General features: G+C 71.1%; 12 protein-coding genes and 1 tRNA gene. 4 read left to right on the top strand and 9 right to left on the bottom strand.

The genetic code is table 11. From position 1 onward, the window contains the following. Positions 1-129: 129 nt before the first annotated feature. Entirely contained in the window at positions 130-732 is a 603-nt protein-coding gene (locus tag ACVNF4_RS07665) for a TetR/AcrR family transcriptional regulator (protein ID WP_461801926.1), read from the bottom strand. 186 nt (positions 733-918) lie between these two features. On the opposite strand from ACVNF4_RS07665, the gene ACVNF4_RS07660 reads away from it, so the two are divergent. Next, positions 919-4,170: a S41 family peptidase gene (locus ACVNF4_RS07660; protein WP_461801925.1), complete on the top strand. Its 3,252-nt coding sequence runs from the start codon at positions 919-921 to the stop codon at positions 4,168-4,170. 146 nt (positions 4,171-4,316) lie between these two features. On the opposite strand, the gene ACVNF4_RS07655 is transcribed toward ACVNF4_RS07660, so the two are convergent. Genes ACVNF4_RS07655 through ACVNF4_RS07645 form a run of 3 tightly spaced genes read right to left on the bottom strand, consistent with a single transcriptional unit; the run spans position 4,317 to position 7,578 of the window. Next, positions 4,317-5,195 (bottom strand): SDR family oxidoreductase, encoded by an 879-nt coding sequence (locus ACVNF4_RS07655; RefSeq protein WP_461801924.1) that lies wholly within the window; start codon positions 5,193-5,195, stop codon positions 4,317-4,319. Beyond that, complete coding sequence (locus tag ACVNF4_RS07650; protein ID WP_461801923.1) at positions 5,192-6,058, bottom strand: alpha/beta fold hydrolase; 867 nt, start codon at positions 6,056-6,058, stop codon at positions 5,192-5,194. The genes ACVNF4_RS07655 and ACVNF4_RS07650 overlap by 4 nt, the downstream gene beginning before the upstream one ends. After that, the gene (locus tag ACVNF4_RS07645) at positions 6,055-7,578 is read right to left on the bottom strand and encodes a flavin-containing monooxygenase (protein WP_461801922.1); all 1,524 of its coding nucleotides are present in this window, start codon (positions 7,576-7,578) and stop codon (positions 6,055-6,057) included. Before ACVNF4_RS07645 ends, ACVNF4_RS07650 begins: the two co-directional genes overlap by 4 nt. Before the next feature lie 171 nt (positions 7,579-7,749). Here ACVNF4_RS07645 and ACVNF4_RS07640 point away from each other — a divergent pair, with 171 nt between their 5' ends. Beyond that, positions 7,750-8,367 carry a MerR family transcriptional regulator gene (locus ACVNF4_RS07640; RefSeq protein ID WP_461801948.1) on the top strand — a complete coding sequence of 206 codons (618 nt, stop codon included), beginning with the start codon at positions 7,750-7,752 and terminating at the stop codon, positions 8,365-8,367. Positions 8,368-8,694: 327 nt separating this feature from the next. Here ACVNF4_RS07640 and ACVNF4_RS07635 read toward each other — a convergent pair whose 3' ends face one another. Continuing rightward, the gene (locus ACVNF4_RS07635) at positions 8,695-9,498 is read right to left on the bottom strand and encodes an exodeoxyribonuclease III (RefSeq protein ID WP_461801921.1); all 804 of its coding nucleotides are present in this window, start codon (positions 9,496-9,498) and stop codon (positions 8,695-8,697) included. 138 nt (positions 9,499-9,636) lie between these two features. On the opposite strand from ACVNF4_RS07635, the gene ACVNF4_RS07630 reads away from it, so the two are divergent. Further along, on the top strand, positions 9,637-10,113 hold the full coding sequence (locus tag ACVNF4_RS07630; protein ID WP_461801920.1) for a GNAT family N-acetyltransferase: 477 nt from the start codon (positions 9,637-9,639) through the stop codon (positions 10,111-10,113). Positions 10,114-10,160: 47 nt separating this feature from the next. Here the strand turns inward: ACVNF4_RS07630 and ACVNF4_RS07625 are convergent, their stop codons facing one another. Next, a complete protein-coding gene (locus ACVNF4_RS07625) occupies positions 10,161-11,066 on the bottom strand; it encodes a LysR family transcriptional regulator (RefSeq protein ID WP_461801919.1) in 906 nt (301 codons plus the stop codon). Positions 11,067-11,149: 83 nt separating this feature from the next. Here ACVNF4_RS07625 and ACVNF4_RS07620 point away from each other — a divergent pair, with 83 nt between their 5' ends. Next, positions 11,150-11,911, top strand: a complete 762-nt coding sequence (locus ACVNF4_RS07620) for a sulfite exporter TauE/SafE family protein (RefSeq protein ID WP_461801918.1) — start codon at positions 11,150-11,152, stop codon at positions 11,909-11,911. A 331-nt stretch (positions 11,912-12,242) separates the two neighbouring features. On the opposite strand, the gene ACVNF4_RS07615 is transcribed toward ACVNF4_RS07620, so the two are convergent. From ACVNF4_RS07615 to ACVNF4_RS07605, 3 genes are all read right to left on the bottom strand, one after another. After that, a complete protein-coding gene (locus tag ACVNF4_RS07615) occupies positions 12,243-12,902 on the bottom strand; it encodes a hypothetical protein (protein WP_461801917.1) in 660 nt (219 codons plus the stop codon). Between the two features lie 347 nt (positions 12,903-13,249). Further along, positions 13,250-13,323 (bottom strand) — tRNA-Ala (locus ACVNF4_RS07610). Between the two features lie 96 nt (positions 13,324-13,419). Further along, positions 13,420-14,067 (bottom strand): cation-transporting P-type ATPase (locus ACVNF4_RS07605; RefSeq protein ID WP_461801916.1); only part of this gene is annotated, 648 nt, incomplete at its 5' end.

Below are 14,067 nucleotides of genomic sequence, written 5' to 3'. Positions count from 1 at the left end.
ACCCTGGGCGGGAGCCCATGGGGAGGGGAGCCCTTCGCGGGCAGCGTCGATCGGCCCGACGACGTGAGCGGTTACGTCAAATGGGCGTCAGGCAAGGGGGGGTTGGTCGTGGAGTTTCGGGGAGGGGGATCAGGCTGTGGGGTCGACGCCGAGTGCGGGGAGCACCACCGCGTCGATGTAGGAGAGCAGGAACGCCTGGGTGGGCGGCTGGTCGTCGAGCAGCATGCGGGTGGCGAAACCGCCGACCAGCATGTGCAGCATGAAACCCAACGCCGGGCAGTCCGCGCGGACTTCACCCCGGTCGACGGCCCGCTGGATCACCTGGTGGAAGTCGGAGAGTTCCGGGTCGATCAGCAGCGCCCGCAGGGCCTCGCGCAGATCCGGGTTGTTGTGCATCGCCATGGCGACGCCCCGCATCAGCGCCGAGTTCTGCTCGTGCGTGCAGTCGTCCTCCAGCATGATCGCCGCGCGCAGGTCGCCGCGCAGTGAGCCGGTGTCGATGTCGTGCGCCGCGTCGGGCTTGTTGTGCCGGATGGCTCTGACGACCAGTTCGGCCTTGCCGCCCCACTGGCGGTAGAGCGTGGCCTTGCTGGAGCGGGTGCGGGTGGCGATGGCGTCCATGGTGAGGGCGTCGTAGCCGACCTCGCGGAGCAGGTCGAGGACGGCGTCGTACAACTCCGCCTCGCGTTCGGGCGTGATACGACTGCGACGCGCCGTTGCGACTTCAGTCATGGCCGGCCCTTCCGCTCTCCGCGTTTCTTCCTACGTCCATGAAGATACCCGAGCCCGCAAGCGAAACGAAACGGTTTCGTACGTGTCATGAGTCACGTCTGTGAAGAACGTGTAAGCGATCACCTGCGCGATACACCGGCAGACTCTGAGTTGCTGCGCCCCCGGCCCCGGAAAAGCATAGAAACCGTGAGCTACCTGCGCCTCCCCCACCTCAGCGGCGACCTCCTGTGCTTCGTCGCCGAGGACGACCTCTGGCTGGCCCCCCTCGACGGCCCCGGCCGCGCCTGGCGCCTCACCGTGGACCGCACCAAGACCGGCCACCCCCGCTTCTCCCCCGACGGCACCGAGATCGCCTGCACGAACTGGCGCAGCCTGGTCCCCGAGATCCACGTAGTACCCGTAGACGGCGGCCGGACCCGGCAGCTCACCCACTGGGGGAGCGCCGACACCCGCGTCTGCGGCTGGACCCCCGAGGGCCACATCCTGGCCGTCGCCTCCCACAACCAGCCCTTCTCCTACTTCACCTGGGCCTACGACGTCCCCACGGACGGCGACCCGGGCGGCCCCCTCCCCTGGGGCCCGGTGAGCGACCTCCAGGTCGCGGACATCGACGGCGAACGCCGGACCCTCCTGCTCACCGGCACCCCACCGCACGAACCGGCCGCCTGGAAGCGGTACCGGGGCGGCGCGACGGGCCGCCTGTGGCTGCACGGCCGCCGTCTCCTCCCGGAGGTGGACGGCCACCTCTCCACCCCCCTCTTCGTCGGCGGACGCGTCGCGTTCCTCTCCGACCACGAGGGCGTCGGCAACCTCTACTCCTGCGCCTACGACGGCTCCGACCTGCGCCGGCACACCGACCACGACGCCTTCTACGCCCGAGCCGCCTCGACCGACGGCACCCGGGTGGTCTACCAGTGCGCCGGCGACCTCTGGCTCGTCGAGGACCTCTCCCCCGGCGCCGAACCCCGCCGCCTCGACATCCGCCTCGGAGGTCCCCGCGCAGGCCGACGGCCCTACCAGATCCCGGCGGCGCAGCACGTCGACGGCGTCTCGGTCGACGAGACGGGCCGGGCCAGCGCCGTAGTAGTACGGGGAAGCCTCTACTGGCTGACCCACCGGGACGGTCCCGCCCGGACCATCGCCGATACCCCAGGGGTACGGGTACGACTCCCCGAGATGCTGGGGTCGGGCGGCCAGATCGCCTACGTCACCGACGCGGAGGGGGAGGACGCGGTCGAGATCGCCTACCTCCCGCGCGCGAGCGGGGAGCGGGCCGCACGGCGGCTGGCGTCGGGGGAGCTGGGACGGGTCCTGGAGATGGTGTCCGATCCGGAGGGGGAGCGGCTGGCGATCGCTTCGCACGACGGGCGGGTGCTGTTGCTGGATGTCTCCGAATCCGGGTCCCTGACCGAGCTCATCCAGTCCCTGAACGGCCCCGTAAGGGATCTCGCGTTCTCCCCGGACGGGTCCTGGCTCGCCTGGTCGCACCCCGGGATCGGCCGCTCCCTGCGGCAGATCAAGCTGGCCCGGATGAAGGACCGGCTGATCGTCGACGTCACCAACGGCCGTTTCGCGGACGAGAATCCGGTCTTCACCAGCGACGGCCGCTACCTCGCGTTCCTGTCCTGGCGCGGCTTCGACCCGGTCTACGACGTCCACACGGGCGACCTCTCCTTTCCCCTGGGGTGTCGCCCCTACTTGGTCCCCCTCTCCTCGGCCACCCCTTCCCCGTTCGCCCTGAACCCCGACGGCCGCCCGGCGGCAGGCGGCCTGGACCCCCTCCCCGCCGAAGCCGAGTCCGAGGACGGCGGCACGGTGACCGTCGAGGTGGAGGGCCTGGAGAGCCGGGTCACCCCGTTCCCGGTCCCCGCCTCCAAGTACTCGGCGCTGCACCCGGTCGCCGGCGGCGGTCTGGTCTGGCTGCGCTGGCCGATCTCCGGCGCCCTCGGCGAGACCTTCGCCAACCCGGCCGACACCAGCGAGCGCCCCACCCTCGAACACTTCACCATCAGCAAGGCCAAGAAGTCCGAACTCGTGGACCACCTCGACTGGTTCGCGCTCAGCGGCGACGGCACGCGGCTGGTCGTCGTCGACGAGGGCGAGCTGCGCGCCGTCCCCGCCACCGAGCCCGGCGACAGCGACTCCACCGTCTGGATCGACCTGCGCCGCATCCTCCACGAGGTCGACCCCGGCGCGGAGTGGCGGCAGTCCTACGAGGAGGCCGGGCGGCTGATCCGCGCGTACTTCTGGGACCCCGGGATGTGCGGCATCGACTGGGACGCGGTCCTCGCCCAGTACCGCCCGCTGGTCCAACGCGTCGCCTCCCCCGACGAGTTCGCCGATCTGCTGCGCGAGGTCGTCGGCGAACTGGGCACGTCCCACGCGTACGTCGCCGCCGCCCGCCGCAACGAGGGGCCACCCCACTACCAGCGCCTCCAGGGCCTGCTGGGCGCCGACTTCCTTCGCCGGGACGGCAGTTGGGTACTGGCCCGGGTCCTGCCCGGCGACTCCTCCGACTCCAGGGCGCGATCTCCCCTCGCCGGGACGGGAATTCGGGAGGGGGCGGTGCTGACTCATGTGGACGGCCGTGCGGTTGATCCGGTGACCGGACCGTTTCCGCTGCTCGCGGGGGCGGGGGGTACGACGGTGGAGCTGACGTTCGTGGAGGGGGACGGGGCAGCGGGCGGGCCGGAGGGCGGGCGGCCTCCTCGCCGGGTGGCCGTCGTGCCGCTGACCGACGACCGCCCCCTGCGCTATCAGGACTGGGTGGCCAAACGCCGTGATGTCGTACGGGAGTTGAGCGGCGGCCGGTGCGGGTACCTGCACATCCCGGACATGGGTGGCTCCGGGTGGGCCCAGTTCAACCGGGACCTGCGGATGGAGGTGTCCCGTCCCGCGCTGATCGTCGACGTCCGCGGCAACGCGGGAGGCCACATCAGCGAGTTGGTCGTCGAGAAGCTCTCCCGCACGATCCTCGGCTGGGACCTCACCCGAGACGCCCAGCCGGTGTCGTACGCCTCGACCGCCCCCCGTGGCCCGGTGGTCGCCCTCGCCGACGAAGCCACCTCCTCCGACGGCGACATGATCACCGCCGCGTTCAAACTCCTCAGGATCGGACCGGTGGTCGGTCAGCGGACCTGGGGCGGAGTGGTCGGCATGACCGGCCGCCACGAACTCGGCGACGGCACCGTCATCACCGTCCCCATGAACGCGGCCTGGTTCGACGCGTACGGCTGGTCCGTCGAGAACCGGGGCGTCGACCCCGACATGGAGGCCCTGCGAACGCCCCTCGACTGGGCCGAGGGGCGGCACGCGCAGTTGGACGACGCGGTGGGGCTGGCGCTGGAGCTGCTGGAGCGGGGGGTGGTGGCGAGTCCGCCGGATCACCGGGGGGTACCGGACCGGTCGCGGCCGAAGCTGCCGCCTCGGGAGGGGTAGGGGGTGTGGCTCTGCGGAGGTAGCTCTGAAGGGGTAGGGGATGTGGCTCCGGAGAGCTACGGGGTGCGGGGAGACCGGCTCGGACGGCGCCGGAGTCGGTGGACGCCGGAGTCGGCAAGCGCCCCCTAGTACTCCAGGCGTCCCCCCTACCGCCGGCTTCTCGCCTCCTCGTCGGCGGAACCCCCCGCCCCCACCAACCCCACCCGCATCCCGGACACCTTGGGAGCCATCCGCCGCATCTCCCGGCCCCCGACCGACCCGATCACCCCGGGGAGGTACCCGCGCACCCCCTGCATCCCCCGCAGCCACCACTGCCCGTACACATGACTCGACCGCCGCTCTATACCGTCGACGATGCGCTCGACAGCGGGCCCCAGGGGATACGTCTTGCCGGCGGGCCACGGCAGCCGCCCCCGGAGTTCACGCATGGCGTCGTCCTGGTCGGCGCCACGCACCATGTCGGTGTCGGTCCAGGAGAGGTAGCCGACGCCGACCCGCACCCCCCGGTACCCGACCTCGGCACGCAGGCTGTGCGCGTACGCCTCGACGCCCGACTTGGACGCGCAGTACGCGCTCATCATCGGCGCCGGGGTGAGCGCGGCGAGGGAGGCGATCTGGAGGAGATAGCCGCGGCTCTCGATGAGGACCGGCAGGAACGCGCGCGCGGTGACGGCGGACCCGATGAGGTTGACCTCGATGACACGCCGCCACACGTCGGGGTCGGAGTCGAGGAACGTCCCCCCGGTGGCGACCCCGGCGTTGGCGACGACGATGTCGACCTTCCCGAACCGCTCCTTCACCTCGGCCGCGACCTGGTTCATGGCGTCCTGGTCGGTGACGTCGGCGTACCAGTGCCCGCTCTCCCCGTGCAGCCGCTCGGAGACCTCCTTGAGCGCCTCGGGTTCGAGCCCGACGAGCGCGACGGTCGCCCCGCGTGCGGAGAGTTTCCGGGCCAGCAGCTCACCGACGCCACGTGCCGCCCCGGTGATGACGGCAACCTGACCGTCGAGGCTCACTTTACTCATGCGCCCTCCTTCAACTGGGTGTAGGTGATGCTCAGTTCACGTATCCGCCCGGTCACGGCGTCCGGCGCCTCGACGGGCGTCATGTGGCCGATCCCGTACAACTCGGTGAGCCCGAGGGAGTTGGGCAGCGCGGCGGCGATGGCGCGGGCGTGGACAGGCGGGGTGAGCCGGTCGGCGCTGCCTGCGACGACAGCGGTGGGGACGGTCAACTGCCGTACGTCGCCGTCGAGATCGAGCCCTTCGAGGACCTTCGACCACGCGTACCGCACCTTGCGCGGACAGGCGTGCACGATCCGCGCGCACCTGTCGACCGCCTCGGGCGCCGAACCGGGGCCCATCGTCGCGTACTTGAGGACCCGCTTGCCGAGGGGCGTGACCGGCCCGAGCGGCGCCTTCGACCCGAGGATCCTGCTCGTCAGCCAGGTGCGCACCGCGCCCGCCCCGAGGGGAACGACCTCCGACGCGTCGACGAGGTGCGAACTGCCCGTGCTGCACAGGAGAGTTGCCGCGACGTGCGCACGGAACGCGGGCCGGGTCGCGGCGGCCATGACCGTCATGCCGCCCATCGAGTGACCGGCGACCACCGCCTTCTCGTCGGGCGCGAGGGTGGCCAGCAGCACCGCTTCGAGGTCGTCGGCCAGAGCCCCCGTACTGGACACGGGGCTCGCGGGCGTCCTGCCGTGACCGCGCAAGTCGTAGGCGATGACCCGGTGATCGCGGGAGAGGTCCTCGATCTGGGCCGCCCAGAAGTGAGTTGAGCAGGTCCAGCCGTGGACGAGGACGACGGCCGGGGCGTTCTCGGGGCCGTGGATCTCGACGTGGAGGGGTGAGCCGTCCCGGGAAGTGGCGGTGAGGGTCTTCACGCGGTCACCTCGGCGGCGTCGTAACTACCCTTGTTCTCACCGGAGTCGGGTACCCGCAACACCTCGTACTCCGCGAGGTCGACGCGGCGGGTGGCGCGGCGGAACTCGCTGGTCGTGCCGGGCCAGACGGTCGTGTTGCGGCCCTGCACGTCGAGGTACCAGCTGACGCAGCCCCCGGTGTTCCAGACGGTCCGCTCCATCCGGTCCTGCACCCGCCGGTTCCACCGGTGCACGGCGCTGGGCCGGGCGTCGAGCGCCGACTTGCCGCCCAGGACGTCGAGTTGGCGGAGATAGTCGGCCATGTAGTTGAGCTGCGACTCGATCATGAGGATCATCGAGGAGTTGCCGAGGCCCGTGTTGGGCCCGATGACCGTCATCCAGTTCGGGAACCCGGGAACCGTCGCGCCCCGCAGCGCCTCCATGCCACCGCGCTCCCAACTCTCCGCGAGCGTACGGCCGTCGGCGCCGGTCACGCGGTCGGCGATCGGCATGTCGGTGACGTGGAAGCCGGTGCCGAAGACGATCGCGTCGGCCTCCGCCGTGCTGCCGTCGGCGGCGACCAGGGTGGAGCCCCGGATCTCGGCGAGGCCGCTCGCGACGACGTCCACGTTGGGCCGGGCGAGCGCCGGGTAGTAGGCGCTGGACAGCAGGATGCGCTTGCAGCCGATGCGATAGTCCGGCGTCAACTTGGCCCGCAGAGCGGGGTCCTTGATGGACCGGGCGATGTTCCTCTTGGCCAACTGCTCCACGAAACCGAGTTCGTTGGGGTGCTTGGTGAACGCCTGGACCTGCAACTCCCTGATCCCCCACAGCAGTCCGCGCCGCGCTTTCGTCGTGAACGGGAGCTTGCGGTGCAGGGCGCGTTCGGCGCCGGTGATCGCCCGGTCCACCCGCGGCATGACCCAGGCGGGGGTGCGCTGGAACAACGTCAGTCCGGAGACGAGGGGTTGGATCGCCGGCACGATCTGGATCGCGGAGGCGCCGGTGCCGATCACGGCGACGCGCTTACCGCGCAGGTCGAAGTCATGGTTCCAGCGCGCGGAGTGGAAGACCTCGCCGGGGAACGTCTCCAGGCCGGGGACGTCCGGCAGTTTCGGGTCGGAGAGCGGGCCGGTCGCCGAGACGACGAAGTCGGCGGAGAGTTCACCGGACGCCGTCTCGATGTCCCAGCACAGCCGCTCCGCGTTCCACTCCATCCGCTTCACCTCGGAGCCGAACCGCAGGTGCGGCCGGATGCCGAAGACGTCGGCGACCTTCTCCAGGTAGGCGCGGATGTGGCCCTGTCCCGAAAAGGTGCGCGGCCACTCGGAGTTGGGCGCGAAGGAGAAGGAGTACAGGTGCGACGGCACGTCGCAGGCGCACCCGGGATAGCTGTTGTCCCGCCAGGTGCCGCCCACACTGTCCGCCCGTTCCAGGACCACGAAGTCGGTGACCCCTTCACGCCGCAACCGTACGGCCGCCCCGAGCCCGCCGAACCCGGACCCGACCACCGCCACCCGCACATGCTCGCGTCCGGCCATGGGACGCCCTCCTTCGCGCAATCGCGCCAGTAATCACTGGCACAGTCGGACTGTAGGGCAACCCCTTACCGATGGGTAGGGGTCGGACGGGGGAAAGTTACCGTCGGTACGACATAAGGTCGGGGCGTGGTGGACAGTCAGGACGAGAACGCGGCGCAGCGCGAGTACCGCATGGAGGAGCTGGCCTCACTGGCCGGCATCACCGTGCGGACCCTGCGCTTCTACCGCGAGCGCAAACTCCTCGCCCCGCCGCGCCGCGAGGGCCGTATCGCCTGGTACGACGACCATCACCTCGCCCGTCTGCACACCATCGCCGCACTCCTGGAACGCGGCCACACCCTGAACGGCATCGCCGAACTCGCCGAAGCGCTGGACCACGGCCGCGACGTGGCCGACCTCCTGGGCGTGACCCCCACGGAAGAAGAACCCGTCCACCTCACCCCGGAAGAACTCGCCGCCCGCTTCGAAGGCCAGATCACCCCGGAGAACCTCGCCGCCGCCCTCTCCCTCGGCTACCTCGGCACCGACGGCGACGAGATCGTCCACATCAGCCGCCGCCTCCTGGACGTCTCCTCCACCCTGGTCCGAGAAGGCATCCCCCTCTCAGCAATCCTCTCCGCCGCCCACGAGGTCCGCACCCACACCGACGCCCTCGCCGACCTCTTCACCACCACCCTCCTCCACCACCTCCCCCCCACCCAACTCCCCCGCCTCCGCCCCCTGGCCAAAGCCATCATCGACGCGGAACTGTCCCTCTCCCTGGACCGGCGCCTGCACGAGGCGGAGTAGCGGTCATCGGACGGCGGGGCGTCGAACAGCGGGCCGGGGCCGACGCTGGGGCTGGGGCAGCGGGCGAAACCAACCAGCCCCGGCGAGTGCCGCCCGGCGCACAGCAGGCGCCGGGCGGCAGGCGACAGACAGCAGACGGCCACCGGGTTTCAGGGGCGCAGGTCTGTATCGATCCACGGCTCCGCCGCGTGGGCGCGACCAGCCACAACGCACCCGCGCCCGACACACCACGACACCGCCAACCCACCTCAGGGGCGCGGGGAACTGCGCGACCAGCCACAACGCACCCGCACCCGCACCCCCACCCGACAACGCACCCCCACCCCCTCACACCTCATACACCACCGTCACCGGCGCATGATCCGACCACCGCTCCCCATGCGTGGCCGCCCGCTCCACATACCCCTTGACCGCCTTCCCCGCCAGCCCCGGCGTCGCGACGTGATAGTCGATCCGCCACCCCGTGTCGTTGTCGAACGCCCGCCCCCGATAGGACCACCACGAGTACGGCCCCTCCGCATCGGGATGCAGCGCCCGCACGACATCGACGTATCCCCCGTCCCCCTCGTCGAACACCCCGCTCAACCACTCCCGCTCCTCCGGCAGGAACCCGGAGTTCTTCGTGTTGCCACGCCAGTTCTTCAGATCGGCCTGCTGATGGGCGATGTTCCAGTCACCGCAGACAAGAACCTCCCGCCCCTCACCGGCGGCCCGCACCCGCAGCTCCTTGAGATGCGCGAGGAACTCGTCCATGAACCGGATCTTCTCGTCCTGCCGCTCGGTCCCGACCTCACCGGACGGCAGGTAGAGCGAGACGACGGTGACCCCGGGCAGCTCGGCCTCGACATGCCGCCCGCTGTCGTCGAACTCCGCCGACCCGAACCCCACCCGCACCGCATCCGGCTCGCGCCGCGTGTACAGCGAGACCCCGGCCCGCCCCTTGGCAGCGGCCGGCGCATGGGTGACGAACCACCCCTCCGGCGCCCGCACCTCCTCAGGCAGCTGCTTCTCCTCGGCCCGCACCTCCTGAAGGCACAGCACATCGGCGGAGGTCTCCGCGAGCCACTCCACGAACCCCTTCTTCGCGGCGGCACGCAACCCGTTCACGTTCACGGTCGTCACGGTGAGCACAACACTCGCCTCTCACATCGCGGCCACGTGACACCTTCACCCTGGTCACCGTCAGCCCGCCGGAACGATACCGGCACACTGGACCGAGCCCGGATAACCACTCACCCTCCCATTACGCATAGAAGTACAGTGAACCGCATGAACATACGCCGCCGTCCCTTCGACCACCCCGACGCCGTCAAGCTCAACGACGAGGTCCAGGCCGAGTACCAGAAGCGCTACGGCGGCGAAGGCGACGCCACCCACCTGGCCCCCTCCGACTTCCAGCCACCCCGGGGCCTCTACCTCATCGCCTACGACGGCTCCGACCGCCCCGTCGCCACCGGCGGCTGGCGCAGCCAGGACCAGAACGACGAGGGCAACGCGGACGGCGACGCCGAACTGAAGCGCATGTTCGTCATCTCCGAGATGCGCGGCCACGGCCTCGCCCGCCGCATCCTCGCCGCCCTGGAGGACGACGCCCGCACCGCCGGCCGCACCCGCATGGTCCTGGAAACCGGCACCGAGCAACCCGAGGCCATCGCCCTCTACACCTCCAGCGGCTACGAGCCCTGCCCCAAGTTCGGCTACTACCGCCACTCGGAGTCGAGCCGCTGTTACGCGAAGCAGTTGTAGCCGAACCCGAAACCAGCGAGGGCCCGACCCACCTGCCCCGCCACCCCCTACGCCCCGGAAACAGCCTCCGAGAGGCCCGCCTGCCTCAAGTGGTCCGCCAGGGCCGTGACGGCCGTCCTGGGGCTGTCCCTGACGCCCCAGGCCAACAGGTGGCGCCGCCGCGCCCACGGGTCCTGGAGTTCGCACACGTCGAGCCGCTGCCCCGGATCGAGAGCCCGGCGCGGGACGACCGCGAGGCCGACGCCGCCCGCCGCGAGCGCGACCAGCACGTTCAGGCTGACGACGGTCGTCCGGTACCGCACGACCGGGGCGTGCGGCCCCAGCCGGCGTTCGATCCAGCGGCGCAGCGAGGAACTCTCGTCGAGCCCGACGAGCGGATGCTCGGCGACCTCGGCGTACGACAGGGACGTCCGCCCGGAGAGAATCCCCCCGGCCTGTCCGACCACGACGAGGGAGTCGTCGCCCAGGGGTTCCGTCCGCAGCCCGCAGTCACGGGCCTCGGCGTCCAGGACGACCCCCAGGTCCGCCTCCCCGTCGGCGAGCCTGCGCACCGTCCTGAGGCTGGGGCTCTCGCAGACCGTGACGTCGGCGTCGGGGTGCGCGCCCAGGAACGTCAACAGGGCGCGCGGGACGAGCCGGTGCATGGCGGAGCCGCCGCCCAGCAGGACGAGCGGGGCCGTGGGGGAACGGCTGTAGCTGGCGACGGCGCTCTCCAGGCGGGCGGTGCTGTCGAGCACGTCGCGCGCGTGCCGGGCGAGGGTCGTGCCGGCCGGGGTGGGCCGTACGCCTCGCCGTTCGCGGACCAGGAGGGCGACTTCGGCCTGGCGCTCCAGCGCGCGTACGCGTGCGCTGGCCGACGGGAGGCTCAGGTGCATCCTGCGGGCGCCGGCCGTGATGGACCCCTCCGTCACGATGTGCAGGAAGAGCCGCAGGTCGTCCAGGTCGTAGCGCACGGCGCTCAGCCTATGGCGGAGCCTTAGGCAGGATGTGTCGATCACGCATTGTGGGCGTGCCGGTCGTACCGGATGCTCGGCGTGTGTCCGAGTTACTGATCGTCCTGCTGGCCGGTGTCGCCTCCGGCGCCCTGAACGCCGTCGGGGGCGGCGGGACGTTCGTCGCGCTGCCCGCCCTCGTCGCCCTCGGCGTGCCGCCGGTCACCGCGAACGCCGTCTCCCGGGTCGCGCTCGTACCCGGTTCCGTGGCGAGCGCCTGGGTGTACCGGCGGGAGATCAGGCAGGTAGGAGCGGTGCCGACGCGGTCACTGACGGCGATCAGCGTCCTGGGAGGCGCGGTCGGCGCGGGACTCCTGCTGGCCCTCCCGGCGTCGTCCTTCGACGCGGCGGTGCCCTGGCTGCTGGCGTTCGCGACGGTCACCCTGGCCTGCGGCCCCCGCCTCTCCCGCGCACTCGCCTCCTCTCGGGGACGCACGGCCTTGCTGTCCCCACCCGCCCTCCTGGCGAGCCAGTTCGCGCTCGGTGTGTACGGCGGATACTTCGGCGGAGCCGTAGGCATCCTGATGATGGCCTTGTGGAGCGTCGGCACAGGCCTCGACGCGGCGACCGGCAATCCGATGCGCACGGCCCAGGTGACGGCCGTCTACCTGAGCGCGGCGGCCCTGTTCCTCATCTCCTCCGACGCCTTGAGCGCTCCACGCCATCTCACGGCCCTCCTGGCAGGCGCGGTCATCGGCGGCTTCGCCGGCGCCCACCTGGGCCGCCGTCTGCCCTCCCGCCTCCTCCAGGGCATCGTCCTGACGACGGCGGCGGCCATGACGGTCCTGTACTTCCTGCGCGACTGAGCCCCGGTGCCGCCATCGCGACGAACGTGAGCAAGAGCAAGGCAACCGGTTCTGCGCCGAAGGGCAGTTGGCCTGAACCTCGCGACATGTCTGTCGAGTTGACCAAGGTGGGCCCAGCTCCCCGGCCCAACTCCCCAGCACTGCCCGGACACCCCGCCAGCCACCGCCCCCGGACAACGCAGAAGGCCCCATCCGATTGGATGGGGCCTTCTCAACTGCCCTCGCATAGCGGGCGATTGTTGCCAGGTGGGGTGTTCACGAGTATGTCTGGCCTGGGGTGGTGGCGCCTCGTTGAAGATCGCTTCCCATTCCGGAGCAGATCCTTTCCCGGCTACGGCGCGAAATCGGTGTCCCCTGCGCGCTGTACGACGTGCACCCCCAACGGGGACACGTCGTAGTGCACGTGAGGGTCCGCCCCCTGCGCGGACGGGAGCCAGCCGTGCGCTTGAAGGGTGCGCTCGCTCCCGGAGACGGAGTCGGAGATCTCGGTGCGGGTGTTCCCGTACTGCGCGGTGATCCGCAAGGGCAGTGGGGCGCCGGCCGGCCGGTCGCCCAGTTCCCACCCGTTGCCGAGGAGTTCGCTTCCCTCACCGCCTTCGGCCTGAACACGGAGGGAGGCGAACATGCCGCTCGGCCCGCGAACCACCCCCGGATGCCACACGATTCTCCCCTCCCTCCGGTACAGCACCTGCGGTTGGACCGCGAAAGGCAGCACCTCCCCGTCTCCAGGCTCCCCGAGGAACCGCAGACAGTGCAGGTCGAGCGGCCGGATCCAGAACTCCAGCCACGCACCGCTCAGATCGACGCCGGGGCCGATGACACCGGTGACGCGATATCGGCGAGGCTGCCGTTCGGTGTCCGGGAACGGCACGAGAAACCCGGAACTGTCCGGCCCCCGCAGCGTCATCCCAGCGGGCCCGATGGGATCGAAGTCCTCCCACGCCGCGTCCGCGAAAACCTCCTGCTCGGCGTCGATGATCAGGCTGAGCACCGCACCAATCGGGCTGCGGACGAGACCGGTGTGCCAGACGACCGTCCCGTCCGCGCGGTGGAGGACCTCGGGAGGAAGCAGGACAACGGGCGGGGACGGCTCTTGGGTGAACAGGGTCTGTCTCCGTTCAGGGTGATACGTCGCAGGCCACGGTCTTTTCGGCGGACGCTGAACAGCACCAAGCCCCCACCCTCCGCCAAGACCGGAATTCCACCACCCACCCCAGAAAAAACCCCACCACCGTACGGACACCCCGTCAGCCACCGCCCCCGGACAACGCAGAAGGCCCCATCCGATTGGATGGAGCCTTCTCAACTGCCCTCGCATAGCGGGCGGTTGTTGCCAGGTGGACCTGAGGGGATTCGAACCCCTGACCCCCTCGATGCGAACGAGGTGCGCTACCGGACTGCGCCACAGGCCCTTGCAACGAGTGAAACTCTAGCACCCTCGGAGGAGTGCTCGGAAATCCGTATCGCGAGGGAGCGGGGAGTCCGGGTGCAGGTCACGGGGTGGGTGGTCACTCGTTGGCGGCACGGGGGCGCTCGCCGTCCTCGTACTGGTCGAACAGGGGGGTGCGGCCGCGTTCGCGGGAGCGGCGGGCGGAAGCGGCGCGGCGGGCGTCGGAGCGTTCGTCGCCGTCCGCGCGGGAGGCGTCGTCGGCGTCCGGGGGTTCGGGGAGGGCCGGTTCGGCCTCCGTCTCGGGGGTGACGGCGCTGGAGCGGGCGGAGCTCCAGGTGTCGGGGGCGCCGAGGTCGACGTCGGACGTCGCGCGCGGGGCGACGGGGGCGGTGACGTACGTCGGCAGGGGCACGGGGACGGGGTCCCAGCTGTCGCCGTGGTCGGGGCGGCGCTGCCGCTCGCGCTGCTGGTCGACCCACTCCGCGTGGTCGGTCTGCTCGACGAGCGCGCGGCGGTCGGCGGCCAGGGCGAGCAGTCCGGGGTCCTCGGGCTCGGGCGCCGCTTCGGGCTCCTCTGCGGGGACGTCGAACGCCTCCGTGGCCACCGTGGCGGACGCCCGGCGGTGCGGCTGGCGGACGCGCTCCTTGAGGTGCTGCGCGGTGACCAGGACGAGCGCGAACAGGTCGGTGAACTGGGCCGCGAACCGCCGCCACACCCGGGCGCCGCGGGGTGCGGGCAACTCGTTCGGACCGTAAGTCCGGTACCG

The organism is Streptomyces sp. S6 (assembly GCF_054880855.1).
Note: the sequence above shows the minus strand (reverse complement) of the source record. Positions and strands in the feature narration are given on the sequence as shown.

Bases quoted from the DNA above. Each gene is read 5' to 3' on its own strand.
- ACVNF4_RS07665 (WP_461801926.1), bottom strand. From the start codon at position 732: ATGACTGAAGTCGCAACGGCGCGTCGCAGTCGTATCACGCCCGAACGC.
- ACVNF4_RS07655 (WP_461801924.1), bottom strand. From the start codon at position 5,195: ATGAGTAAAGTGAGCCTCGACGGTCAGGTTGCCGTCATCACCGGGGCG.
- ACVNF4_RS07645 (WP_461801922.1), bottom strand. From the start codon at position 7,578: ATGGCCGGACGCGAGCATGTGCGGGTGGCGGTGGTCGGGTCCGGGTTC.
- ACVNF4_RS07640 (WP_461801948.1), top strand. From the start codon at position 7,750: ATGGAGGAGCTGGCCTCACTGGCCGGCATCACCGTGCGGACCCTGCGC.
- ACVNF4_RS07630 (WP_461801920.1), top strand. From the start codon at position 9,637: ATGAACATACGCCGCCGTCCCTTCGACCACCCCGACGCCGTCAAGCTC.